At 40.2% G+C, this 23,506-nt stretch carries 26 protein-coding genes; 15 read left to right on the forward strand and 11 right to left on the reverse strand.

The genetic code is table 11. From position 1 onward, the window contains the following. Positions 1-57 precede the first annotated feature (57 nt). The 6 genes from AB1H92_RS01700 (at position 58) to AB1H92_RS01725 (ending at position 6,303) form a co-directional block, all read left to right on the forward strand. A complete protein-coding gene (locus AB1H92_RS01700; RefSeq protein WP_115359873.1) occupies positions 58-621 on the forward strand; it encodes a hypothetical protein in 564 nt (187 codons plus the stop codon). A gap of 67 nt (positions 622-688) precedes the next feature. Next, positions 689-1,177 (forward strand): Cys-tRNA(Pro) deacylase, encoded by a 489-nt coding sequence (gene ybaK, locus AB1H92_RS01705; protein ID WP_115359874.1) that lies wholly within the window; start codon positions 689-691, stop codon positions 1,175-1,177. Between the two features lie 287 nt (positions 1,178-1,464). Continuing rightward, positions 1,465-2,097 carry a YitT family protein gene (locus tag AB1H92_RS01710; protein WP_115364001.1) on the forward strand — a complete coding sequence of 211 codons (633 nt, stop codon included), beginning with the start codon at positions 1,465-1,467 and terminating at the stop codon, positions 2,095-2,097. 335 nt (positions 2,098-2,432) lie between these two features. Next, on the forward strand, positions 2,433-3,503 hold the full coding sequence (locus tag AB1H92_RS01715; protein WP_115359875.1) for a hypothetical protein: 1,071 nt from the start codon (positions 2,433-2,435) through the stop codon (positions 3,501-3,503). A gap of 58 nt (positions 3,504-3,561) precedes the next feature. Next, positions 3,562-4,752 carry a glycine C-acetyltransferase gene (locus tag AB1H92_RS01720; protein WP_115359876.1) on the forward strand — a complete coding sequence of 397 codons (1,191 nt, stop codon included), beginning with the start codon at positions 3,562-3,564 and terminating at the stop codon, positions 4,750-4,752. A 600-nt stretch (positions 4,753-5,352) separates the two neighbouring features. Further along, on the forward strand, positions 5,353-6,303 hold the full coding sequence (locus AB1H92_RS01725; RefSeq protein ID WP_115359877.1) for an L-threonine 3-dehydrogenase: 951 nt from the start codon (positions 5,353-5,355) through the stop codon (positions 6,301-6,303). A 462-nt stretch (positions 6,304-6,765) separates the two neighbouring features. Here AB1H92_RS01725 and AB1H92_RS01730 read toward each other — a convergent pair whose 3' ends face one another. From AB1H92_RS01730 to AB1H92_RS01750, 5 genes are all read right to left on the reverse strand, one after another. Further along, positions 6,766-8,118, reverse strand: a complete 1,353-nt coding sequence (locus AB1H92_RS01730; RefSeq protein WP_115359878.1) for a YjiH family protein — start codon at positions 8,116-8,118, stop codon at positions 6,766-6,768. A 301-nt stretch (positions 8,119-8,419) separates the two neighbouring features. Then, entirely contained in the window at positions 8,420-9,103 is a 684-nt protein-coding gene (bshB2, locus tag AB1H92_RS01735; protein ID WP_115359879.1) for a bacillithiol biosynthesis deacetylase BshB2, read from the reverse strand. 12 nt (positions 9,104-9,115) lie between these two features. Further along, positions 9,116-9,466, reverse strand: a complete 351-nt coding sequence (locus AB1H92_RS01740) for a YojF family protein (RefSeq protein ID WP_075529056.1) — start codon at positions 9,464-9,466, stop codon at positions 9,116-9,118. Between the two features lie 142 nt (positions 9,467-9,608). Further along, positions 9,609-10,439 carry a bifunctional hydroxymethylpyrimidine kinase/phosphomethylpyrimidine kinase gene (gene thiD, locus AB1H92_RS01745; RefSeq protein ID WP_115359880.1) on the reverse strand — a complete coding sequence of 277 codons (831 nt, stop codon included), beginning with the start codon at positions 10,437-10,439 and terminating at the stop codon, positions 9,609-9,611. A gap of 107 nt (positions 10,440-10,546) precedes the next feature. Beyond that, positions 10,547-10,810 (reverse strand): hypothetical protein, encoded by a 264-nt coding sequence (locus tag AB1H92_RS01750; RefSeq protein WP_115359881.1) that lies wholly within the window; start codon positions 10,808-10,810, stop codon positions 10,547-10,549. 116 nt (positions 10,811-10,926) lie between these two features. Here AB1H92_RS01750 and AB1H92_RS01755 point away from each other — a divergent pair, with 116 nt between their 5' ends. The 4 genes from AB1H92_RS01755 (at position 10,927) to AB1H92_RS01770 (ending at position 13,282) form a co-directional block, all read left to right on the forward strand. Further along, positions 10,927-11,688: a DUF4230 domain-containing protein gene (locus AB1H92_RS01755; RefSeq protein ID WP_115359882.1), complete on the forward strand. Its 762-nt coding sequence runs from the start codon at positions 10,927-10,929 to the stop codon at positions 11,686-11,688. Positions 11,689-11,694: 6 nt separating this feature from the next. After that, positions 11,695-12,381, forward strand: a complete 687-nt coding sequence (locus AB1H92_RS01760; protein WP_115359883.1) for a uracil-DNA glycosylase — start codon at positions 11,695-11,697, stop codon at positions 12,379-12,381. Between the two features lie 217 nt (positions 12,382-12,598). Beyond that, on the forward strand, positions 12,599-12,868 hold the full coding sequence (locus AB1H92_RS01765; protein ID WP_115359885.1) for a YwdI family protein: 270 nt from the start codon (positions 12,599-12,601) through the stop codon (positions 12,866-12,868). Between the two features lie 39 nt (positions 12,869-12,907). Then, positions 12,908-13,282, forward strand: a complete 375-nt coding sequence (locus tag AB1H92_RS01770; protein WP_115359886.1) for a DUF423 domain-containing protein — start codon at positions 12,908-12,910, stop codon at positions 13,280-13,282. 112 nt (positions 13,283-13,394) lie between these two features. Here the strand turns inward: AB1H92_RS01770 and AB1H92_RS01775 are convergent, their stop codons facing one another. From AB1H92_RS01775 to hemQ, 3 genes are all read right to left on the reverse strand, one after another. Then, the gene (locus AB1H92_RS01775) at positions 13,395-13,781 is read right to left on the reverse strand and encodes a spore coat protein GerQ (RefSeq protein WP_075529049.1); all 387 of its coding nucleotides are present in this window, start codon (positions 13,779-13,781) and stop codon (positions 13,395-13,397) included. 81 nt (positions 13,782-13,862) lie between these two features. Next, positions 13,863-14,282 carry a cell wall hydrolase gene (locus AB1H92_RS01780; RefSeq protein WP_115359887.1) on the reverse strand — a complete coding sequence of 140 codons (420 nt, stop codon included), beginning with the start codon at positions 14,280-14,282 and terminating at the stop codon, positions 13,863-13,865. A 351-nt stretch (positions 14,283-14,633) separates the two neighbouring features. Then, complete coding sequence (gene hemQ, locus AB1H92_RS01785) at positions 14,634-15,383, reverse strand: hydrogen peroxide-dependent heme synthase (RefSeq protein WP_115359888.1); 750 nt, start codon at positions 15,381-15,383, stop codon at positions 14,634-14,636. Between the two features lie 177 nt (positions 15,384-15,560). On the opposite strand from hemQ, the gene pta reads away from it, so the two are divergent. Both pta and AB1H92_RS01795 read left to right on the forward strand, forming a co-directional pair. After that, on the forward strand, positions 15,561-16,529 hold the full coding sequence (pta, locus tag AB1H92_RS01790) for a phosphate acetyltransferase (RefSeq protein WP_115359889.1): 969 nt from the start codon (positions 15,561-15,563) through the stop codon (positions 16,527-16,529). 17 nt (positions 16,530-16,546) lie between these two features. Continuing rightward, positions 16,547-17,389 (forward strand): lipoate--protein ligase family protein, encoded by an 843-nt coding sequence (locus AB1H92_RS01795; protein WP_115359890.1) that lies wholly within the window; start codon positions 16,547-16,549, stop codon positions 17,387-17,389. Positions 17,390-17,566: 177 nt separating this feature from the next. Here AB1H92_RS01795 and AB1H92_RS01800 read toward each other — a convergent pair whose 3' ends face one another. Further along, a complete protein-coding gene (locus tag AB1H92_RS01800; RefSeq protein ID WP_075529044.1) occupies positions 17,567-18,196 on the reverse strand; it encodes an RsfA family transcriptional regulator in 630 nt (209 codons plus the stop codon). 177 nt (positions 18,197-18,373) lie between these two features. Between AB1H92_RS01800 and AB1H92_RS01805 the strand changes: the two genes are divergently transcribed. Together AB1H92_RS01805 and AB1H92_RS01810 are read left to right on the forward strand one after the other, a co-directional pair. Beyond that, entirely contained in the window at positions 18,374-19,672 is a 1,299-nt protein-coding gene (locus tag AB1H92_RS01805; protein ID WP_115359891.1) for an HD domain-containing protein, read from the forward strand. Positions 19,673-19,686: 14 nt separating this feature from the next. After that, positions 19,687-20,193, forward strand: a complete 507-nt coding sequence (locus AB1H92_RS01810; protein ID WP_115359892.1) for a YwgA family protein — start codon at positions 19,687-19,689, stop codon at positions 20,191-20,193. A gap of 77 nt (positions 20,194-20,270) precedes the next feature. On the opposite strand, the gene AB1H92_RS01815 is transcribed toward AB1H92_RS01810, so the two are convergent. Beyond that, the gene (locus AB1H92_RS01815; RefSeq protein ID WP_115359893.1) at positions 20,271-20,456 is read right to left on the reverse strand and encodes a 2-hydroxymuconate tautomerase; all 186 of its coding nucleotides are present in this window, start codon (positions 20,454-20,456) and stop codon (positions 20,271-20,273) included. Positions 20,457-20,522: 66 nt separating this feature from the next. On the opposite strand from AB1H92_RS01815, the gene AB1H92_RS01820 reads away from it, so the two are divergent. Further along, positions 20,523-21,044, forward strand: coding sequence for a YwhD family protein (locus AB1H92_RS01820; protein ID WP_115359894.1), 522 nt, complete (start codon positions 20,523-20,525; stop codon positions 21,042-21,044). 339 nt (positions 21,045-21,383) lie between these two features. On the opposite strand, the gene AB1H92_RS01825 is transcribed toward AB1H92_RS01820, so the two are convergent. Further along, on the reverse strand, positions 21,384-23,435 hold the full coding sequence (locus tag AB1H92_RS01825) for a transglycosylase domain-containing protein (protein WP_115359895.1): 2,052 nt from the start codon (positions 23,433-23,435) through the stop codon (positions 21,384-21,386). Between the last annotated feature and the right edge of the window lie 71 nt (positions 23,436-23,506).

Consider the following 23,506-nt stretch of genomic DNA (forward strand, 5'->3'; position numbering starts at 1 on the left):
TGGATTATCGACAAGATGATTATTTGATAAAGTATAGGTAGATTGGAGGGGAGTTCCATGCGGATTGGATTAGGGCAAGTGGTTTTTAATGAATCACCACTTCATATACAGTTGAGGAAACGAAATGCGGAAACGGCTTATCAAAGCTTTGAAAAGTATAGCGGGCAAAAGCAAATGGAAGTTCAGCAATTTCTTACTGAGAAGCCGGCTAGAAAGTCAGAACTCGGTGCTGGACAAGTGAAGCAAGTTCATTTGCCAATCGGTAAAACGTTGGAGGAAACAATCGCGCTTTGGCGAGATGTTCGTTCAGAAGCGTTATCTGTTCCTGAACCTACAACGGCGGATTATCAATTAGCGGTGAAAGCATCTTCGCAAATTCGACATGCAGAAGCACAAATAGGCTTGCATCAGAAAGCGCAAACCGAAATTAATTCAGCGGTCCAAAATGAGAAAGAAACGGCTGTCGTCCAATCTGCGATGGAATTCCCTACGGCAATTGAACGGGAATTATTTGAGCTAGAAAAGAAATACGAACGTGCCATTGAATCCTATTCTTATCAAGTGCAAATGAAAATGAATGGCTTTCAGATAGAAAAACCAAGTTTCTTTAAAATTGCTTGATGCATAGGGAGGGCTACCATTGTTTTAGTTGGTAGTCCTTTTCGCTATTGAAAGGAAGGGGAAATATATGGGGAAATCTAATAAAACGGTTAAAACGAATGCTGTTCGAATTCTTGAACGAGAAGGGATTGACTTTACGTTAATTGCATATGACATTAGTGATGATTTAATTGATGGTGTTTCCGTTGCGGAAAAAACTGGGCAAGCGGTGGAAACCGTTTATAAAACACTCGTTACGAAGGCTGCAGACAAAAGTTTGTATGTATTTTTAATTCCAGTTGCATTAGAACTTGATTTGAAAAAAGCGGCAAAGGCAGCTGGAGTGAAAAAACTGGATATGCTACCGTTAAAAGATTTAACAAAAGAAACGGGCTATATTAGAGGAGGTTGCTCACCTGTAGGCATGAAGCGAGACTTTCCAACAATTATTGATGAGTCCGCTACTTCGCTGAATAAAATTGTAGTGAGTGCTGGTAAACCGGGATTGCAAATGACTCTCTGTCCAACCGATCTAGTAGCCATGACTCAAGCGAAAGTTTTTGATGTCTGTAAATAATAGTGATCGCAATCATTGAGTTTAAACCGCGCTGTTTACGAATTGCTCGTAAAACACAGCGCGGTTTTTTGCGTTGTGAACTTTTCGAGTAGATTGGTGCTCTTGATGGGGATAATCAATACGATTTGAAACTAATTAAAGAAAATGAAATTCTAGCTATATCAAACGGCATGATTCTTAAAAGCATGATAGAATGGAGTAATGGAAAAGTCGTTCACTTGATTGTGTGAATGGCTTTTAAATTTGAGTTTGCATCAATGAAAGGCATACTAGAAAGAAGGATTACTATGCGGAAAACAGAAATGTGGAGATGGATTTTTTATCTCGGCGGATTAATTATCGTCGCCCTTGGAATTTCGATGACGATTAAAGGGTATAAACTGGGAATTGGTCCTTGGGATGTGTTCCACGTTGGTTTATATAAAAATTTTGGGTTAACTATCGGGACCTGGAGTATTTTAACAGGACTCGCAATCATAGGCGGTACTGCGATCTTTTTAAGAGAATGGCCTAAAATTGGCACGTGGTTAAACATGCTTCTGCTCGGAATCTTTATTGATGTCTTTAATTGGTTAATTCCGGATTATGAATCACTGATTGCACAAACGATTCTCTTTGTAGTAGGTGTGGTGGTAATGGGTTATGGTGCCGGCGCTTATATGTCACCAAATATTGGTGCAGGTCCCCGAGACTCCCTAATGCTCGTTTTCGTTGAGAAGTTTGGTGGCAGTATTAAAAGAATTCGAACAATCATTGAAGTTGCTGTTGCTGCAATCGGTTGGCTTCTAGGCGGACCAGTTGGGGTTGGAACGGTAATCATTGCGTTTTTAATTGGTCAATTCGTTCATTATACATTGCCTCAAGCAAAAGCTTTATTGTTAAAAATTACAGGACAAACGGAAGAAGAGATTTTGTGGTAACAAAAGTGAGTTATCTTGATTAACTACTGCGGGAAGTCATTTACGTCGATGATTTCCCGTTTTTTTATTGAATTTTTTCTTCTGATTTTTTTGATCCGTTTCTCAAGTTCCTGACATTTCTCCATTTGTTGTATAGTAAAACCCAAAGCTCCTCCGGTTAATTCAAGCGCAATCCAGGTAATGATATAAATCTCCCTTCTTAAGAATAGCTTGTCCTTATACTGCTAGGTAATGATTCATCAAAATTTTCCGGTTTTATGGTTCATCATTGAAATTGTGTTTTTTTAAACACTGCTCGCATATGTTATTTGTATGACATAGAGAGGGTGAGCGGTATGTATGGAACGATAACGAAGTATATGGGCACAGCTTATACAGGGCTAGGAATTGCGCATAAATATGATAATTTAATAGCTTCCGCGACGGAAACGGTGTTTTTGAAGTGCCCGCCGACGACAGCGCTGTCCGCGCTATTAAACGATACGGCGATGTATTATATTAAACGTGGTTTTGATGTGGATAAATTTGTAAGTCCAATACAAACTGATAAAACAGATGCAATCTTTATAAAAGGACTAGATCTGTTCTTTATTCAAGCATCCCATCCGATTGCACTTGAACCTTCAGATATCGGGGGACGTCATCGCGTGATTAGTTTTTACGATATCTATGATGAAAATAAACTGCGTAATCAAAATGAAACCATTGTTAATAGTCTTGGAGAAGCGGAAGCATCCTTAAAAAAAGCTTTACATGCGTTAGCAGACGCTAAGGTGATCCATGACGAATGGGAAGCGGTTAATATTGGGCGTATGATGTGGAGTGTGCACGAAGCATTAATCGAAAATTTGAAAGAAGAGTTATTTAGTACAATCACGTTAAATAAGCAATCAGCTGTATCTCATCGGTTAATTGGTTCCCTAACTTCTGCAGGGGCTTGCGATTTTATACCGTCTATTACCAATCGCATCCAGCGACGGATGCTCATTAAAGGTCTACCGGGTACAGGAAAGTCAACAATTATGAAGGCGATAGGGCAAGAAGCAGAACGTAGAGGGTTTGACGTATTATACGGTTGGTGTGGGTTGGATCCAGAAGGCGTCGATCTGGTTCAGATTCCGGAGTTATCTGTTTGTATATTTGATGCGACGAAACCGCATGAATATGATCCGGAACGAGATGGCGATGAAATTCTGGACTTGCTATCGATGTGTGAGGAAAGCGAGGAAGCAGAAGAGGCGGTTGAATTTATTAGTAAAAAGTATCGAGAAAAAATACTCGATGCAAACGGTTATATGCAAGCTTATGCGCGAGCGGAAAAGCAAGCAAGGGCTGCAATGGATACAGCGATTAACGATATTGTTTTTCAAGAAAAGTCAAAACGACTGATCGATGACATAAACTGACAGGTACATGGGCAATATGTTAAAATGAAGTCTCATATTGCTTGAAAGGAAGATTACCTTGTCAAAAATTCTAGATAAATTTTTAAATGAAAATTTAGAAGAACTGCGTAATGCAGGCCTTTACAATGAAATCGATCCAGTTGAAGGTCCAAATGGTCCAACGATTAAAATTGGTGGAAAAGAGTTAATTAACTTATCTTCAAATAACTATTTAGGTCTTGCAACGGACGAAGATTTGAAAGTGCTCGCAAAAGAAGCAACAGATAAATACGGCGTCGGCGCTGGCGCGGTTCGAACAATTAACGGAACGCTTGATATTCACGTTGAACTTGAAAAGAAAATTGCAGAATTTAAAGGAACGGAAGCGGCAATTTCTTACCAATCAGGTTTTAACTGTAATATGGCTGCCATTTCTGCGGTGATGAATAAACAAGATGCAATTCTTTCTGATGAACTTAATCACGCATCAATCATCGACGGTTGCCGGCTATCCGGTGCAAAAATTATCCGTGTGAAGCATCAAGATATGGATGATTTACGTGCAAAAGCGAAAGAAGCAACTGAATCTGGCGAGTATGGAAAAGTAATGTACATTACAGATGGCGTGTTTTCAATGGATGGAAACGTCGCAAACCTACCAGAAATCGTAGAAATTGCAAAAGAATTTGACCTTATCACCTATGTAGACGATGCACACGGTTCGGGGGTTATGGGGAAAGGAAAGGGAACTGTAAAGCATTTTGGGCTTGAAAAAGAAATCGATATGCAAATGGGGACACTTTCAAAAGCAGTTGGGGTTGTTGGCGGCTATGTAGCTGGTAAACAAAACCTAATTGACTGGTTGAAAGTACGTTCTCGTCCATTCCTATTCTCAACGGCAGTAACACCAGCGGACGTTGCAGCTACGCAAGGTGCGCTCCAAAAGATTATGGATTCTACAGAACTCCATGACAAACTTTGGGAAAACGGCGACTACTTAAAAGCAGGTCTGAAAAAACTAGGCTTTGATATTGGTCAATCAGAAACACCAATTACACCATGTATCATTGGTGAAGAAAAGTTGGCACAGAAATTCTCAAAACGTCTCATGGAAGAAGGCGTTTATGCAAAGGCAATCGTATTCCCAACCGTCCCAAGAGGAACTGGGCGCGTACGAAATATGCCAACTGCTGCGCATACGAAAGAAATGCTAGATGAAGCATTAGCGATTTATGAAAAAGTAGGGAAAGAACTAGGGATCCTTAAGTAAATAAAAAAGGGCGATTCAATTTGCTCTTTAAATAAAGCAGATGGAGAATGATTGATTCTCTCCATCTGCTTTTTTGTTGGTAAAGTTTGATGGCTGTTACTACCGTAATTAACACATATGGGAAAGTACTCAACGTTATCAGAGAAGAATGCAACGCCCATGCTAAAGTACTCAACACAATCGCACGAATATCGGCAAATACATACATAATTTTATAATGCAATGTCAATATCCTGGTCATTTCCGTGACCGAGAGCATAAGCATATCCAAAGGTCGTTTGTTGCGCGTTGTTTTTTAAATCAATCGGTGTGGATACCTAATTTTGTTCTATAGATAATAGGGGCAGATCATCCAGCCGTATAGATAAGATAGAGGACGATAATAATATTAAAAGTAACCCACTTCGGCATCGTAGGAAAGGGATTATCACATTGATTCATAGACAATTATAGATATTAATTTGGTGAGGAAGTTCTAATTGTGTTTTTAGAACGAACATTTTATAATAAGTGAAGGTTGTTAATGAAGGATTATGTTAATCTTGAAAAAGTAATGTTCTCTCCAAATAGACAAATGACCGTGAAGTGAGGAGTCGTACAATGAAGAAAATAATGGTGACAGGTGCACTTGGGCAAATTGGTTCGGAGTTAATAATGAAATTGCGTTCTGAATACGGTGCTGACAATGTTTTAGCGACGGATATTCGACATGTAGCATCAAATGTAACGGAATCAGGTCCTTTTGAAATTTTAGACGTAACGGATGCGAAGGGCATGCATAAAATAGCGCAGGACTTCGGTGCTGATACAATGATGCATATGGCGGCACTATTATCTGCGACCGCCGAGAAAAACCCAGTATTTGCGTGGAATTTAAATATGGGTGGACTCTTGAATGCTTTAGAAGTCTCCCGCGAATTAAATTTACAATTTTTCACGCCTAGCTCAATTGGCGCATTTGGTCCATCTACGCCGAAAAAGAATACACCTCAAGATACCTTACAGCGTCCAACGACAATGTACGGCGTGAATAAAGTATCTGGTGAGTTACTCTGTGATTATTACTACGAAAGATTTGGTTTGGATACGCGTGGGGTTCGTTTCCCAGGGCTGATTTCAAATGTTGCGAAACCAGGTGGCGGAACGACAGATTATGCTGTAGATATTTATTATAAAGCGCTTGAAGAAGGAAAGTATACTTCTTATATTGCGGAAGGTACCTACATGGATATGATGTATATGCCAGATGCTTTACAAGCAATCGTCGATTTATTGGAAGCAGATCCTGCTAAACTGAAGCATCGAAACGCATTTAACGTTACAGCAATGAGTTTCGAACCGAGCCAAATTGCAGCTGCTATTCAGAAAGAAATTCCGACTTTTGAAATCGCTTATGAAGTCGATCCAGTTCGCCAAGCGATTGCAGATAGTTGGCCAGACGCCATCGACCCATCGGCAGCTATTGAAGAATGGGGATTTAAAGCAAAATATGACCTCGATAAGATGACGGTCGATATGTTAGAAAAATTAAAAGTAAAATTGGGCAAATAAACGCACCGACACTCAACGCAATGCGGTAAGATTTTGCTTTAAATTAATAAAAAGACTGAATCCTAGTGATTCAGTCTTTTTTATTCGCGTCATTTACATCATAAGGGGGAGTAGTGAGCGAATGATTATATATAATATCGTAGTAACAATCATGGTGATTGCTAGTACTCGGGTTACGTGAGATTTATTAATATGTTTACTTTCGTGATTCATCTATTCCATCGCTTAACGAATCTATACATAGTATACATCAAATTATCTCATTGTGCACACAATAAGAATATTCGCGTGTGTTATTTTAGTAAACTGTGAATAATGTGTGTCGTGAAGGCAGTATTAGGATTTTTGAGTACTTGTTTTAATTAATTGTCATATTAGATTATTCGTTAGTACTTAATGATTTATACCTTAATTAAAAACAAAAAACTCGACCGTATAAAAATAAGGTCGAGTCAATTGAATTTAGAATAATAAATGGGCAATACCGGCAACAATCGGTAAAGCGATTAGTGTACGTAATAGGAAAATGATCACTAAATCAAGGAAATTCACCGGGATTTTAGAGCCTAATAGGAGTCCACCGACTTCAGCCATGAATATTAATTGGGTAACTGAAATAGTTGCGACAACGAATAGTGTTAATTCAGACGTAATCAGTCCATTTGCCAAAATCGCAGGGAGGAACATATCCGTAAATCCAACAACCATCAGTTGTGCTGCATCTGCAGCTTGTGGAATATTCAACACCGCAAGAATCGGCTCAAAAGGTTTACCTAAAAACGTAAATACGGAAGTATATTCAGCTAACACAAGTGCGATGGTACCAAAAGCCATAACGACTGGAATAACCCCTAGCCACATATCAAGTACGTTTTTAAATCCTTCTGAAACCGTTCGAGTGAATGAACGGTTTGCTTCTGCTTTCGTCAAAGCATTTTCTAATCCGTGTGAAATTGAACTATACCCTTCAGGAAGCTTTTCTTCATCGCCAGTAAAAGGGCGTCCATCGATGTATTCATCTTCTTTATTTCCAAGTGGGTAAATTCTTGGCATGATGAATGCTAGAATTAGCCCGGTAAAAATGACTGTTCCGTAGAAAGGTAGGAAATAGGATCCGAGCCCTACTTCTTCAATAATTACAATAGAAAATGTGATAGAAACTACTGAAAATGTTGTTCCAATAATAGCGGCTTCTTTTTTCGTGTAATGACCTTCTTCATATTGTTTACTTGTTAATAAAACCCCAATTGTTCCGTCGCCAATCCAAGAAGTTAACGCGTCGATCGCAGAACGACCTGGCAGTTTGAACAGCGGACGCATGACTTTTACCATCATCGTTCCAAAAAACTCAAGTAATCCAAAGTTTAATAGAAGTGGTAATAATAAACCTGCAAATAAGAAGATCGTAAAGAGGAATGTAACAAGACCGTCTTCGCTAAGTAGGAGACCTCCTGTATTTTCATTCCAAATTGCTTCTGGTCCAATTTGAAGGACAACCAGTATAGCGAAAATGGCGCCAATAACACGTGTAATTACCCAAAACAGGGAAACGTTGAATAAGTTCACCCAGAAATTTGTCTCTTTTCCATCTGTATTGATAAATAAAAACAGGATAGAACCAATCGCAGCAATGATTAACGCAATTGTTGCTGTCCATGGCATGATTGGAGCGACAAAACTGGATAAGATGTCTGCTAGCGTTGCAATAGGTACTTTCCAATCGCCTGTGAGCTTTAAAGGAACCATAAATAAGATAACCCCGATTAAAGAGGGGATGATAAACGATAACCAAGTTGATAGACTATGTTTTTTCAATTTTTCTCTCTCCTAAATGATGAACTGGATGTATATTTATACATATTAACTTATTTTAATGTCTTTGTAAACAAGGATTTACATCTTTCAATCAAATTTACAGTGAGAAAATGAATGAATAATATCCAAGATGAATAATGAATGAATAGAAAGCTCCTCTGTTCTGACTATAATAATAGTTATATGCCAGGCTATACGGGTTCATGACGGGTATTTATGTCATACGATAAAATAAAAAAGTCCTATCGATTGTAAAAAAACAGTCGATAGGACGGTCTAACGTATAAGTCATTTCGGTTAGTTATTCAAAGTCTGCATGCCATTTATAGGAATAGAAACGCTCATAACGTAACCATTTAATCATTTCAGGATCGTTTTGTGCAAGTTTCGCTTCAGTTTCTTTCATCATCCAAACGGTTTGAGAAATGTGGGCTTTTAATGCGGCTAATTTCTGGTCCACCGTTTCTTCTACGTCATGAATGATGTCTGGCGTGCCAAGAATTTCTTTCGTATTATTTGCGAAGGCGACCGCATAAAGCTTTGGTCTTTCTTCTTCTTTCATTCGTCGAATCGCACGAACGACAGCGCGAGCAGTTGCTTCGTGATCTGGATGAACAGAGAATCCGGGATAAAATGAAATGACAAGGGAAGGGTTTGTCTCCTCAATTAACGATTCAACAAGTTTAACCATGTCTTCGTCATCTTCGAATTCAAGTGTTTTATCGCGAAGTCCCATCATACGTAAGTCGTCTAGTCCCATTGCTTCACAAGCTTTGAGTAGCTCGGTTTTACGAATTTCCGGTAACGTTTCGCGGGTGGCAAACTGTGGATTTCCTAGATTACGGCCCATCTCTCCTAATGTGAGACATGCATACGTCACAGGAACACCCATTTTACGATAGGCTGCAATAGAACCGGAAATGCCGAACGCTTCATCGTCTGGGTGAGGCAGGATGATGAGCACGTGGCGTTCTTTTTCAATCATGTCTTTTCCTCCTTAATATGTAAAAGGTGTTTCACTAATGTGCAAGGCAACAGAAAGTTTCCCATCCGCGTCAAGACCTGCTAATAAGAGTCGTCCTAAGTCGTCAACTTGGTAGTGTGTAATGCCTTGTGCATACACCCAACCCGACGGCAGCTTTAAGCCAACACGGTGAGGGGATTCGCCCACAATTTTACCAAGTTCAAAATTGACGACAACGTTACGAATAAACGCGCCTGCGTTTAAAAATCCTTCTTTAAAATGACTAGCGTATGAACCATTTGTCGTTTCCAAATGGATGTATACGTCTTTATTTGCAAAGGATGAAATAACTTCCTGTACATGTTCCGTTTTTACAATGTCCATGCAAAATCCTCCTAATAGAATAGCAATTATACTTTAGTATATCCATGTGGGCTTGGTTTTGCGATTCGTCTGCTTGAATGGATGAATTAGTATATGCAAAAAAACGGTTGAAGATTTCTCCAACCGTTCTAGACGCTTTACATTAAACTTCAGTCAACGTAACTTCAGGGGCACCGAATTTATTTTTTGCGCCGTGGTAGACGGGGCCAACGAAATCATTCAGTTGCCAACCGTTGGCAATCGCTGCTGTGACGAATTTCTTGGCTTCGCCGACAGCATCTTTGACATCAAGGCCATTTGCAAGGTTTGCTGTAATTGCAGCTGCAACTGTGCAGCCTGCGCCGTGGTTATAATGGTTTTCGCTTTTTTCTGCTTCATATAGCGTGAAAGCCTGTCCATCATATAATAAATCAGCAGCAGTATCAGATTTTAACCCTTTGCCGCCTTTAATGAATACATTTTTGGCACCATGTGCGTGAATTTTCTTCGCAGCTTCTTTCATTTCATCCAAAGATTTCGGCGTTCCTGTACCTGCCAGTTGACCCGCTTCGAATAAATTAGGGGTTACAACAAGTGCACGAGGTAAGAGGTGCTCGATCATCGCATCAACCGTTCCTGGATTGAGGACTTCATCTTCCCCTTTACAAACCATCACTGGGTCAATCACGACCGTTGAAAGTTCTGATTCTCGGATGGCATTACCCGCCGTTGCAATTACTTCTTCAGTGCTCAACATGCCTGTTTTAATCGCGTCGATGCCAGTTGAAACAGCTGTTTTAATTTGAGATTTTAAGACGTCTATCGGAAGTGAATAAACACTGTGGCTCCAAGTTGCCGGATCCATCGTAACAACAACTGTTAACGCAGTCATGCCGTACGTGCCATGTTCTTGGAAAGTTTTCAGGTCAGCTTGAATGCCTGCGCCGCCTGATGTGTCTGAACCAGCAATTGTTAAGATTTTCTTTAATGTCATGAAGAAAACTCCTTTGTTTAATTTGGCTTCAATTTATCATACAACCTACTTCTAAGATATCATAAGTTAGAAAAACATGTTCTGTATAGATGGAATAGTAGGTCAATTCAATCTAAAGGGAGTTCATCCGCAGATTGGATTTTGTATAACATATATGTAACAGATAGTGCAATCGCAATGGTGATAAATGCACCGATTGGATGACCGTAAATGAATAAAGCGATCGCAAAGACGAAAATTGCGAGGACACCAATGGCAGCAGATAGATAGAAAATGAACATCCCGAACTTTTTGGAGGGTTCAGGGATTTGTTCGCTATTTTTCGCAGCAGTTGTTAGGTTTCTAAGTTTTTCTCGCATTTGCATATTCATAGCCGGACATCCCTCCTAAACCCAATCTTATCATGACTCTCTTGTTGTTGGAACTATCAATTTGCTATACTGTAGAAATAGGAAAGAGTTGTTTTATCTGTAAGGGAGGTCGAATTATGCGAGATAAAGAAAAAATTGACGAGATTGAACGTTTATTAAAAGAGTTGAAAGCAAGCGAAGAAGAAACAGCTGTCACTGTGGAAGAAACTAAGGAACGTCCGAAACGTCCTTCAAACTTTTGGCGTGTCGGCAAGCTTTTTTTATCATCATGGAAAAAGTCTGCTCTTCTTGTTGCTGTACTCGTTTTGTTAATGGTCATTACGTTGCCAATTGCAGCGTTTTATTTTATAAAGAATGGCAGTACTTTTACGGAAGAAAAAGGAGCCTTTCTGGAAAGGGTTCAAAATTTAAATGAGCTGGCCACTGCCGAGGCTTATACGAAAGTGATTATTGAAAGACAGGATAATGCGGTCTTTGGTCAAAGTATCGGGCTGAATTTGCCGGGCACGAAACGCCAATTGCTCGTCGTCATACCTGGTTCAGTTAAAGCAGGTGTTCATTTAGGTCAGTTAAGCAAAAAGGATATTGTTATTGATGAAAAAGAGAAAACGGCAACGTTAACCTTGCCACGAGCTAAGTTTTTAGGTGGGGCGGAGATTTATTTTGATGAAGTTGAGGTTTTTTCTTATGAAGGGTTATTTAGAGAGAAGGCCAATATTAAAGAAGCTTATGAACTTGCCGAGGAAGCGAAGCGGCTAATTATAGAAGAAACGACTGGACAAGGTGTGCTTCAAATGGCCGAACGGAATGCTGAGAAGACGCTAAAGGAAATGTTTTCTTTGGCAGGGTACGATGTGACAATCCAATTTAAGGAGTGATACAACGTGCAAAGGAATATATTTAACAATGATTGGGACGCGTTACTTCAAGCTGAATTTGAACAGCCTTATTATCAATTGTTAAGACAGTTTTTAAAGAAAGAGTATGCTGAAAAAACTGTGTATCCACCGATGGACAACATATGGACTGCTTTTAAATTAACGCCTTTTAATCAAGTGAAAGTTGTCATACTCGGACAAGATCCCTACCATGGTCCAGGGCAAGCGCACGGATTGAGTTTTTCCGTTAACGCAGACGTTCGGATTCCGCCAAGTTTACGCAATATGTTTAAAGAATTGGCTTCAGATATGAAGTGTGAATTACCGACAACAGGAACGCTAACTGGTTGGGCGAAACAAGGTGTGCTGATGTTAAACACAGTCTTGACCGTTCGTAAAGGAGAGGCGCATTCTCACCGAAGACAAGGATGGGAACAGTTTACGGACGCAGTAATTCGACATTTATCAGCAAGAGAAAAGCCAGTAGTTTTTATTTTATGGGGGAGACCGGCTGGGGAGAAGAAGAAATTAATCAACCTATCTAAACATGCCGTTGTGGAGTCGGTTCATCCGAGCCCTTTAAGTGCACACAGGGGATTTTTTGGGAGTCAACCGTATTCAAAAACAAATCAGCTGCTAACAGCTTGGGGTGAGAAGCCGATTAACTGGTGTCAGACAAGTGATGTTCTGTAATTCTCGAACGAGTCGTGGTAGAGTGTGAGAAAACGAGGTGTTAGAAGATGGTCAATTGTTTTCAATGTGAATCTTTTTTCGTCACATGGGATCGTCAAAATCCTCGCGGTTGTAAAGCGTATGGTTTTAAAACGCGAGAATTGCCATCGAATGTTGTGAAAAGATCGTCTGGAATGAACTGTTTAAAATTTAGGCGAAAGAAAGGGAATGTAAAAAAATGATTTCCTATAATCGTGTATTCGAGGAGATGGAACGTCAATTAATGAAAGCAAAACATGCAGATAATCCGAATGATATGCGTGAAGCACTTGCTGCAATTCGTTCATTAACTGAAGTGGCACTTGGCGGAAAAAACGAAATTCATGATGAAATGGCCACAAACCAAATTGCAACGCCACAAGCGCAGCCAGTGCAATCATTAAATTCGCTTGAGGCTGCGCCGCTTGAAGAAGACGGTGCAAATGGAAGTTCACTGTTCGATTTTTAGTGGGAAAATAAAAGCAATGATATGAAAGTAGGTTTTATGATGCCATTTTTTATTGTCGCTGGTGCGGTCAATGCAGCCATTGCTGTTATGCTCGGGGCATTCGGTGCGCACGGATTAAAGGACAAATTGTCAGAGAGATATTTGGAGATTTGGGAAACGGCAGTACAATATCAAATGTTTCATGCGCTTGGATTATTAGCGATTGGGATTTTAGCGAGTAGTTCTATTTGGGGAGCAAGTCCACAACTAAATTGGGCAGGTTATTTACTGCTTGCGGGCATTATTATCTTCTCGGGAAGTTTATATGCGTTAAGTTTGTCAGGAGTTGGCGTGCTTGGTGCCATTACCCCAATTGGCGGTGTGTTATTTATTGCCGGTTGGATTTTGTTAATTATTGCTGCGGTAAAAGGGTAAAATATAACTGCAAAACGCTTAAAAGCGGCAATTACATACCTTACACGCTAAAAAGTACCCCTCAATCGTTATCGTTAACGATTAGGGGTACTTTTTGTTTATACGAGGCTACTTAAATTTCTCTTTCTCCAATTGTTTGTGGGAAATATTCCATCTCTTCATAGAATTCAGCGTAATCAAAGTAAATCATCGGGAAAAGGAAATCGTGCCCACTAGACGTCTCTGTAATGATGACGTGATCCCGCCCGGCTGCCTTCACTACACCATCAACATTTCTTACGTTCAACGTTTGTTCAAGTGTGTGTGCGAAAGAGAAATGAAAAGTGCCTGGCTTTCCGATGTTTAGCCGTAAAATGTTTTCAATGTAAGATTGTTCACCTTGTGGCAATCCAGTTGGCCTACCGGTTGGTATTGTGACAGGCGGTGGCACCATTTGTTGTGGATTTTGATTGAAAAAATTAGGTTGTTGGAAATTTGGATTCCAGTAATATTGGACCATGTTTTCATCCTTTCACTTATCAATTACGTTTTTTATAATGCCATTCGCTTCGTAAAGACGGAGAAGGCACTTGAAGAACTATTAAACCGTAGGACATACACTCACGAGAGGCGCGAAAAAACAATGTGACTTATAACGGCCTGTATTCCACTGACCGTACCACTGGGCAGGACAAGCACCTGTAGGCATGAAAAACCATAATGCACGGCTAGCAGGAGAGAAACGTTCTCCAGCTATAGCACGACGAGCAAGGAGGATGTCTTCTGGACGCGCTCGTTGGTAAAAGTAACCTTTCGTCGTTGCTTCAAATCCCCCCGGTCGTTGGAAGACCATTTGTTCCAATGTACGGATGTCTCTAAAGTCTAAGCAATCTCCAAGTACCCGATTGACACCTACATTGCCAACCATGAGCATGCCTTCAGCTCCATCCCCCTCCGCTTCAGCACGCATTAATCGGGCAAGCAGCTCGATTTCTGCCTGATTGTACGCAATCACTGCCAAAGAAAAACCTCCTCAAGAGGACTGTATGCGAAATCCTTTTAAAAAATGTCCGAAATGAACTGTGATTTTGATAGACAAATGGAAAAGGAGGGCTATGATTATGGATCGTCAATATCATTTCAGACTTCATGGTATTGTATGAATCAAAACGATATTTTAGAATGACTGAGTTAGATGTTTATCATAAAAAATATCCGATAGTGTTTTAAACTGGGGAGCGTAGTACATCGATGTCTGAGTGTAATTTAAGTTTCATGACAAGGAATTGATTCTTTCTTTAAGATGACCAGCTGAGAAAAACCAAAAGCAGGCAGGAAAATTTCTTCCTGCCTGCTTTTATAAAAATCATTATTAAACTTCTAAGAACTTAGCTACTTTTTCATTATCTAATCGTGTACCAACAAAGAATGATCCAAATTCAGCATAGCGGGCACTTACTTCGTCAAAACGCATTTCATAAATAATTTTCTTGAACTGAAGTACGTCGTCTGAGAATAATGTGACGCCCCATTCGTAATCGTCGAATCCAACAGACCCTGTTATAATTTGACGGATTTTTCCAGCATAACTACGGCCAATCATTCCGTGGTCATACATTAACTTTTTTCGTTTCTCCATATTGAGCAAGTACCAGTTGTCCTCGCCGTCGCGTTTTTTATCCATTGGGTAGAAACAAATATATTGACTGCGTGGTAGTTCTGGATATAAACGTCCGCGAACGTAAGGGTTTTGATACGGGTCTTCATCAGATTCGCCAGCTAAGTAGTTCGATAATTCTACAACAGAAACGTATGAGTAGGCAGGAATAGTAAAATCTGCAATCGCAAGTTTGTTAAACTCCGTTTCAAGTTCTTGTAATTCATCCATTGTCGGACGTAGAATCATAAGCATAAAATCGGCTTTTTGCCCGACCACTGTATAAAAGGCATGGCTACCATTATTTTCATCATGGGCATGTTGAAGTTTATCGAGGTACTGATGGAACTCCTCAATAATCGTTTGACGCTCTTCTTTGGAAATCATTTTCCAAGATGTCCAATCCATTGTACGAAGGTCATGCAATGCATACCAACCATCTAGTGTGATAGCTGCTTCATTCATTTGTAAGACGCTCCTTTTCAAGATTTATTTCATCACGAAACAGTGTAGCATATTCCGAATATAAAGACCTTTAAGATGCGTCGTTGTCACTAATTTGACATGAAGTATGTTTCTTTTACCGGCCATCGGATTGGTGTATGCTAGAAGTATGGAATAACCGGAAGGTAGGGATTTAGGATGGATTTATTCAATAAAGTGAAAGCAAATTTACAAGGACACGATAAAACAATTGTATTGCCAGAAGGAACGGATGCAAGAGTTCTACACGCTGCGGTTCGTCTAGCAGAAGAGGGAATTGTAAAACCAATTCTTCTTGGAAATGAAGAGGATGTTAGAGATGCTGCAGTTGAGGCATCTATTGACTTAAAAGATATTGAGATAATTAATCCTTTGAAGGTTACATATTTTGATGAGCTAGTAGAAAGTTTTGTGGAGCGCCGTGCAGGAAGAAATACGGTTGAGCAAGCACGTGAACTTCTGAAAAATGTCAATTACTTTGGTACGATGCTTGTCTACACAGGGCGTGCAGATGGTTTGGTCAGTGGCGCAATCCATTCAACAGCAGATACAGTTCGCCCTGCATTGCAAATTATTCGTACGAAACCTGGCGTATCGAAGACAAGTGGTGCGTTTATTATGATGAAAGGCGAAGAAAAGCTTGTATTTGCTGATTGTGCAATTACAGTAGCACCAACATCCCAAGAACTTGCTGAAATTGCAATTGAAAGTGCAAAAACAGCTCAATCTTTTGGCATTGATCCTCGTGTTGCAATGTTGTCGTTTTCTACAAAAGGTTCAGCAGTGACAGAAGAAACAACAAAAGTGGCTGACGCAGTGAAAATCGCAAAAGAGTTAGCGCCTGAGCTGACACTTGACGGCGAGTTTCAATTCGACGCAGCTTACGTTCCCGAGGTTGCGAAAACGAAAGCACCTGAGTCAGAAATTCAAGGAGATGCCAACGTATTTGTGTTTCCATCGCTTGAAGCAGGAAATATTGGCTATAAATTAACAGAACGTCTCGGTGGATACGAAGCAATTGGGCCAATCTTACAAGGGTTGAACATGCCTGTAAATGACTTGTCACGCGGCTGTTCAGCAGATGATGTATATAAATTAAGTTTAATGACTGCTGCTCAAAGTTTATAAAACAGGAGATTATGTTTATGTCAGCGTATGAATCATTATTACGAATCCCCGAGTGGCGATTCGTAGACGAATCTATGAGTGCACGCAGTCGCTCAGCACTCGAATCATTTGCTGCAGATGACGCGCTTTGTCATCTTGTTGGCCAACAAATGAGCGCGCCAACTGTACGTACTTGGGTCCATGATGAGACAATCGTTCTCGGCATTCAAGATCATCGGCTGCCGTATATTTCGGAAGCTATGCGTCAGTTGGAAAAAGTTGGCTACCAATCTATCGTAAGAAATTCTGGTGGATTAGCAGTTGTACTTGACCGGGGCATTTTAAACATTTCTATTATACTTTCGGAAAAAGATACGGCAATTGACATTCCGACGGGGTATGAAGTGATGTTAGCGTTTGTCCGACTTTTATTTCCAGAAGCAGGGGAGCGCATCAAAGCTTATGAAATTATAGGCTCTTATTGTCCGGGATCTTATGATTTAAGTATTGATGGTCGAAAATTTGCAGGCATTTCACAGCGAAGACTTCGCCATGGAATCGCTGTGCAAGTGTATCTGTGTGTCGAGGGAAGCGGTGCAGAACGAGCAACTTTAATTCGAGATTTGTATAAGATAGGTTTACAGGGAGAAACGACAAAGTTCGTGTATCCAGACATCCGCCCTGAAGTAATGGCTTCTTTGGAGGAATTGTTAGGTATTTCATTAACGGTAAGCGACGTCGTCATCCGTACGCAAAATTTATTAAATAAATTTGCGGACGGCGTAACGTTTAGTGGCCTACAACCTGATGAAATGGAACTATACTCATTTTACTTACATCGGGTTTTCGAACGCAACCAGAAAATGTTATTGCAAAAGTAAAAAGCACCGCTTAGCTCCGACAGGCGTAAGCCAATCCGACGACGCGGCGCACTTGGCCGCATAGTTGGATTGACTTATGACCCGAGGAGCTGGTGCTTTTTACTAGATGTCTTCAAAAGTAAAATGCGCCGCTTAGATGAGCTTTTAAAGATTAAAACAAGAAAAAACCGCCGATACTTAATGAATCGGCGGTTCTTTTGCGACTAAGTTCCCGTTTTGCTCCATTGTAAATGTTGGTGCGCTGCGAACATCATCGTCTAATGTGACGAGACGACGAGCACGATTCATAATCTGGACAAATTGTTCGTAATCGGAACGTAGTGTAGCATTCTCTTCTTTTAAATTAGCAATTTCTTTTTCTAGTTTTTCGATAGTTTCAGTGGCTGCCTTTGCTGTTTGTCTCCAACGAAGCGATTCAACGTCGCCACCTCCGCTATGATGGAGTCGAACGAGATAAGCAATCACTGTATCTAAGGATAGTGCCGATAAAGGAATTGCAATCTTGTTTTCTTCGTGACTTCCTTGTGTAGGTGTATACAGTTGTTGTCCGCGTCTCTTAAAATCATTTCCGAGCATACGCATCGCTTGTTTACGCTCTTTTTTCGCTTCTTCAAGTTCTTCTTCATACTCTCTGCGAACGACGGCGTTCCATCTAAATCCACAAGCGGCCGCTGTACGATTAAGTGCATCACCAACTTCTTCAAACGCACTTAATTGAGTACTACCTTCACGAACGTGCCTGAGCACTGTCTCTGCTAATAAAATATCATTTTCTTCCAACCAAGCATCCTGTCTAATTTTTACCATTGTCTTGCCTCCTAGCCATGATAATCTCTTTCTATTGACAGTGTGTACAGTCAATCATTATTTTATTCATTCGTTAAACTCATTGTTTACTCTTTTTCTAGAATTTCTTTGCTCTGTGGCTTTCGAGATACACATTTTTTGAGTACAATAGATAGAAGCAGTTTACGGAGGTGTGAAATGGGCTATAAAAATGAAAAGCTAAAAGAAGAAAAAGTTTTTAAAGATCCCGTACACCGCTATATCCATGTACGAGATAGAGTGATTTGGGATATTATTGGCACACGTGAATTTCAAAGGCTGCGACGCATTAAGCAACTGGGCACTACGTATCTCGTTTTCCACGGTGCTGAGCATAGTCGTTTTCAACACTCGCTCGGTGTATATGAAATCGTGCGGAGAATTATTGATGATGGTTTTAGTGGAAGGCCTGAATGGGACGAGGAAGAGAGGCTTGTCACGCTTTGTGCAGCATTGCTTCACGATCTAGGCCATGGCCCTTACTCACATGCATTTGAAAATGTATTCAATCTAGACCACGAACTGTTTACGCAGAAAATCCTTCTCGGGGACACGGAAGTGAATCAAGTACTTCGACGCGTTTCAGAAAAGTTTCCACAGAAAGTTGCAGATGTCATTGGGAAAACGTATCCTGACAAATTAGTCGTTAGCCTAATTTCGAGCCAGATTGATGCAGACCGGATGGATTATTTACAACGCGATGCTTATTATACAGGCGTTTCTTACGGTCATTTTGATATGGAACGTATTTTACGGGTCATGCGACCATCGGAAGACCAAGCTGTTGTCAAATCCAGTGGCATGCATGCAGTCGAAGATTATATTATGAGTCGCTATCAAATGTACTGGCAAGTTTATTTTCATCCAGTATCCCGTAGCGCAGAAGTCATATTGACGAAAATCTTACATCGAGCCAAGCATTTATTTGAATCGGGCTATAGATTTGGACAAGAACCTGTTCATTTTCTCACGTTTTTTAATAAAGACATTGATTTAGAAGATTATATTGCACTAGACGAAGGTGTCATTACAACGTATTTCCAAATGTGGACAAAAGAGTCGGATTGGATTTTAAGAGATTTAAGTTATCGGTTTTTAAATCGAAAACTATTTCAATACGTTGAATTTAACCCTGCCGCTGAATATAGAAAGTTACATGAGCTTGAAAAATTATTTAAGGAAGCTGGCATCGAGCCGGAATATTACCTTGTCGTTGATTCGTCGTCGGACTTGCCGTATGACTTTTATAGACCAGGGGAGGAAAATGAACGGCTGCCTATCTTTTTAAAAATGCCTAATGCCGAATTAAGAGAAATCTCCCGATCGTCCGATATTGTTGATGCGGTATCTGGAAAGAGACGGACGGACCATAAACTTTACTTTCCAGCGGATTTATTAGAAGAAGGTAAAGAAAGGAATCCTGTATACAAACAGATTTTACAGATGTTGAAAAATTAGAAAGGGTGGACATTTTGCTGCAAGAACATGCGAAAATTGTTCAGTTTATTTCGCTAGCAGAAGAAGTAACTGGGCGAAAAAAGTTGCAAAAAATGATTTTTATTGCGAAGAAGATGCAATTCCCATTCGCAGAGAAATTCCAATTACATATGTATGGACCATATTCGGAGGAATTAACTTTGCGTGTGGAGGAATTATGTGAGATGGGCTTTTTAAACGAAGAATGCATGGATAAAGGCTCTTACGTACAATACAAATACAAAGTCTCGGATGAAGGTGTACGTTTTCTTGAAACGACAAATCAGGCATCGCATAAATTAGAAGTATTTATTCAAGAAATGCAAAGTAAGACATCACGTTTTCTGGAGCTCGTCTCGACTTTATTATACTTTGACAATCTTGCAAAGCAGGAGCAAATTGAAAAAGTACATATCGTGAAAAATAAATTAAAATTTACTGAAATAGAGATGAACACTGCATTTGATTTTATTCATCAACTAGAAGAACTGGCGGCAAACTAAAAATTTGGTCTCAATTGACAGAAATAGTCGATAGAGACCAAGTTTTTTTGTATGACAATTAAACGAACTTCGTATACTTACTGATCACTCAGTCGTTTTCCAGCAACGGCATAGTCGCTTTTTTTCATTTCTTCAATAAAAACAACAACGTTCTCAGCGGGTGCCCCAGTCGTTTCAACAACCGCTTCTGTTACTTTTTCACAAAGTGCTTTTTTCTGTTCATCGGTTCGTCCTTCAAACATTTTCACAGTAACATATGGCATTTTCTTTCCACACCTCCTCAATATCCAGTATACTAATGATATTATCAAAGTTGGAGGGGTAACTAAATGGGGAATGAGCAAAAAAAGCAACCTAAAATGGGATTCACCATTATTAAAAACGATCCGACTGATGGCCATAAAGGTTTTGGTATCGGGTCATTATCTTTGGAAAACGTGACGCCCGTCATCATTGATGTAGAAGAGGAAGTGGCTACGATAGAAATCGGTGCTATGCATGCAAGAAGCCCGATTGAGCGTGGGATTAAATTTCTACCGACACGTGAGGAATCTGCAAACGGAAAAAAATATTGGCTAATCTGGGTAACAATTGAATATAAAGAAGAAGGACCGTATTATGCCGGCGTAACTGCTTGTGAAATGGTTGTTGATCGATCGATTCGCCGCGGATACAAAAACTTCGTAGAACATATGAATAAAATGGACCGTTCTATGAAGGGACGAATTATCGTTGATGAAATGGATGAACCATCAAAAAGAGTGCTTGCTGAATTTTTAGAAGGACATAATAAAGAAATTTGGGATCGCAGTTCAGCTGAATTACACGAAGCATTGACAATAAGTTCATAATTCGCTGAACATTTTGGTCTGTTAAGTTGAATGTCCACTACAAACGAAGTACACTAATAGTATAGCTTGCACTTGTAAAGCTAGGACTACCATGGCATGTAAAGTTGACAACGCATAATTATCAACCTAACCCAAGCACGATAACTATGCTTCTTAACTTTGCTGAAATGGTAAAAAGCCTCTTTCCGTTTTCAAAGGAAAGAGGCTTTTAAATTTTTTTCTGTAAAATATATTTGTAGAAGAGAAGAGTGTGAACTCCACTCAAATATGTGCGAACTCCTCTTAATCTCTGAACTCTGCGCAACGCGGATTCCTCTCACAACTCAATCCTATTCCAATTCAATCAAAAAATGAAAATGGGAATAAATTAAATCCTTTTTCATCCTTATTAGAAGACTTCATTTGCTGGAGAGATTGATCTGTGCATAATTTTTGTGGGACATCTTTCTCTTTGACATAGACAAGGCGTTGGCGCTCACATTCTGCAACGGCTAGTCCGCCCGTTTCAACGTCGACAATCACACTACTAACGCCTTTCGGAGGAATAAATGGTTCAGGCGTCTTTCCGCTGTGAACTTCTTCCATAAACTCAATCCAGATTTTCTTCGTAGCCGCTTTGTCCTCAATTGTTTCGAGTTGTTTGTCAACGTCAAAGCCGTTCCAAACTCCAGCTGTTAATGATGGTGTGAAGCCAATTAAATATTGGTCAGTAATCGTTGTGCCTGATTTTGCCGCATACGGTCTCGTTTGCTTTTGACGCATTGAAAGTCCAGTTGCGGCAGAATAGTCATTGAATACTGGATCGAACATGCCTGTCATGAGATGCGTAAGCACGAAAGCATCCTGTTCGGACATAATTTGTTTCTTTTTTTGTTTCGGACGTTCATATATAGTTTTCCCTTCAGCATCCGTGATTGAAATGATTGTATTTGGCGTAATATCGACGCCGCCTGCTGCTACGCGATTATAGGCATTTGTCATGTCCATTAAGGTAACTTCAGTTGTGCCAAGTGCGGTGGCTGGAGTAGTAGGGAAGTTGACGTCTATCCCTAGGCGTTCCGCCATACCTTGAAAGTTTTTATAACCAACGTCTTCCAGCGTTTTTACAGCGTAAATATTATCCGAAATGGCTAATGCTTGAGCGAGTGAAATAGGCTGCGATGCAAACTTGCCATTTACATTTTTGGGTTCGTAAGTCTCACCGTTATCGTATGTGAAAATTGTCTTTTCAGGCATTAAGAAGGTTAATGGATTAAAGCCATTCTCAAGTGCCGCGGCATACAGTACGGGTTTGATGACTGATCCAGGCTGACGTCTAGCTTGCGTAGCACGATTAAAAGGGCTCTCGGTGTAATCAGTTCCGCCAACAAGCGATGTAATCCCGCCAGTTGCTGGGTCTATCGATGTAAATCCGATTTGGAGGCCGTTATCCGGCATCCATTTCTCGATGACCTCTTCCGCAATCTGTTGGTGATGTGCGTTTAAAGTTGTGCGGATTGTCCAACCGCCTTCTGCAGGGTATCGACCTTTTGCAGCAAGCACTTTTTCCGCTTCTCGCCATACTTCATCGAGAAAATAAGGAGCGATTTTTTTCTTGTTTCTCCATTCATCTGCTTTTAAAACAATATCCGTCTCCATCGCACGCGTTGCTTGCTCTGTTGAAATCACGCCTTGTGCTTCCATTAAAGAAATGATTAGTTCTTTTCGACGCGTTGAATTTTCAGGGTAATTGACAGGCGAATAAATCGATGGCCCCTTTGCGATTGCTGTTATGACTGCAGATTCTTCTAACGTTAATTCTTTTGCGGATTTCCCGAAATAAAAATTACTTGCTGCTTCTACGCCGTACATACCATGTCCAAAGTAAACCGTATTTAAATAACCTTCTAAAATAACCTCTTTATCGTAGAATCGTTCTAAACGAAAAGCGATTAATGCTTCATTTATTTTCCGTTTCCACGTTTTTGCGTGTGTTAAATGAAGATTCCGTGCATACTGCTGTGTAATCGTACTCGCACCTTCCACTTTTTTACGGTTCTTAATATCTTTTAACAAAGCACCAGCAATTCGCTTATAATCAAAGCCATGGTGACTATGAAAATGTCTATCTTCAGTTGCAACAACGGCATCGATGAGAAAAGGTGATATTTCATCCAACTCCACCCAATACCGCCGTTCTGCTGCGAAGTGATCCCCAATAACTTTTCCGTCTTGGTCTAGAAAGACGGACGCTTTGGGAACGCTAAGGGAAGGAGCACCTGTAATTTGAGCATAGAGTAAGAGTCCGCCATACATGGTAATCATTGCGGTAAGTGCAGTAACGGTTAATAAAATGATGCGACGCAAAAAAAGCCGTCTTTTTTTCTGTTTTACATAAACTGTCCGCTGCATAAGATCCCGTCCTGTCCATCTTTATATTGACAGTATGTAACGCAATCCACGAGATTAAACGGTCTTTTTTG

Origin of the sequence: Sporosarcina pasteurii (genome assembly GCF_041295575.1) — a bacterium.
GTDB classification, from domain to species: Bacteria; Bacillota; Bacilli; order Bacillales_A; family Planococcaceae; genus Sporosarcina; species Sporosarcina pasteurii.

What these genes read in the sequence shown, in the direction of transcription:
- AB1H92_RS01700 (WP_115359873.1), top strand. Translation starts at nt 58, where the DNA reads ATGCGGATTGGATTAGGGCAAGTGGTTTTTAATGAATCACCACTTCAT.
- ybaK (WP_115359874.1), top strand. Translation starts at nt 689, where the DNA reads ATGGGGAAATCTAATAAAACGGTTAAAACGAATGCTGTTCGAATTCTT.
- AB1H92_RS01710 (WP_115364001.1), top strand. Translation starts at nt 1,465, where the DNA reads ATGCGGAAAACAGAAATGTGGAGATGGATTTTTTATCTCGGCGGATTA.
- AB1H92_RS01715 (WP_115359875.1), top strand. Translation starts at nt 2,433, where the DNA reads ATGTATGGAACGATAACGAAGTATATGGGCACAGCTTATACAGGGCTA.
- AB1H92_RS01725 (WP_115359877.1), top strand. Translation starts at nt 5,353, where the DNA reads ATGAAGAAAATAATGGTGACAGGTGCACTTGGGCAAATTGGTTCGGAG.
- bshB2 (WP_115359879.1), bottom strand. Translation starts at nt 9,103, where the DNA reads ATGATTGAAAAAGAACGCCACGTGCTCATCATCCTGCCTCACCCAGAC.
- AB1H92_RS01740 (WP_075529056.1), bottom strand. Translation starts at nt 9,466, where the DNA reads ATGGACATTGTAAAAACGGAACATGTACAGGAAGTTATTTCATCCTTT.
- thiD (WP_115359880.1), bottom strand. Translation starts at nt 10,439, where the DNA reads ATGACATTAAAGAAAATCTTAACAATTGCTGGTTCAGACACATCAGGC.
- AB1H92_RS01750 (WP_115359881.1), bottom strand. Translation starts at nt 10,810, where the DNA reads ATGAATATGCAAATGCGAGAAAAACTTAGAAACCTAACAACTGCTGCG.
- AB1H92_RS01755 (WP_115359882.1), top strand. Translation starts at nt 10,927, where the DNA reads ATGCGAGATAAAGAAAAAATTGACGAGATTGAACGTTTATTAAAAGAG.
- AB1H92_RS01765 (WP_115359885.1), top strand. Translation starts at nt 12,599, where the DNA reads ATGATTTCCTATAATCGTGTATTCGAGGAGATGGAACGTCAATTAATG.
- AB1H92_RS01770 (WP_115359886.1), top strand. Translation starts at nt 12,908, where the DNA reads ATGCCATTTTTTATTGTCGCTGGTGCGGTCAATGCAGCCATTGCTGTT.
- AB1H92_RS01775 (WP_075529049.1), bottom strand. Translation starts at nt 13,781, where the DNA reads ATGGTCCAATATTACTGGAATCCAAATTTCCAACAACCTAATTTTTTC.
- hemQ (WP_115359888.1), bottom strand. Translation starts at nt 15,383, where the DNA reads ATGAATGAAGCAGCTATCACACTAGATGGTTGGTATGCATTGCATGAC.
- pta (WP_115359889.1), top strand. Translation starts at nt 15,561, where the DNA reads ATGGATTTATTCAATAAAGTGAAAGCAAATTTACAAGGACACGATAAA.
- AB1H92_RS01795 (WP_115359890.1), top strand. Translation starts at nt 16,547, where the DNA reads ATGTCAGCGTATGAATCATTATTACGAATCCCCGAGTGGCGATTCGTA.
- AB1H92_RS01800 (WP_075529044.1), bottom strand. Translation starts at nt 18,196, where the DNA reads ATGGTAAAAATTAGACAGGATGCTTGGTTGGAAGAAAATGATATTTTA.
- AB1H92_RS01805 (WP_115359891.1), top strand. Translation starts at nt 18,374, where the DNA reads ATGGGCTATAAAAATGAAAAGCTAAAAGAAGAAAAAGTTTTTAAAGAT.
- AB1H92_RS01815 (WP_115359893.1), bottom strand. Translation starts at nt 20,456, where the DNA reads ATGCCATATGTTACTGTGAAAATGTTTGAAGGACGAACCGATGAACAG.
- AB1H92_RS01820 (WP_115359894.1), top strand. Translation starts at nt 20,523, where the DNA reads ATGGGGAATGAGCAAAAAAAGCAACCTAAAATGGGATTCACCATTATT.
- AB1H92_RS01825 (WP_115359895.1), bottom strand. Translation starts at nt 23,435, where the DNA reads ATGCAGCGGACAGTTTATGTAAAACAGAAAAAAAGACGGCTTTTTTTG.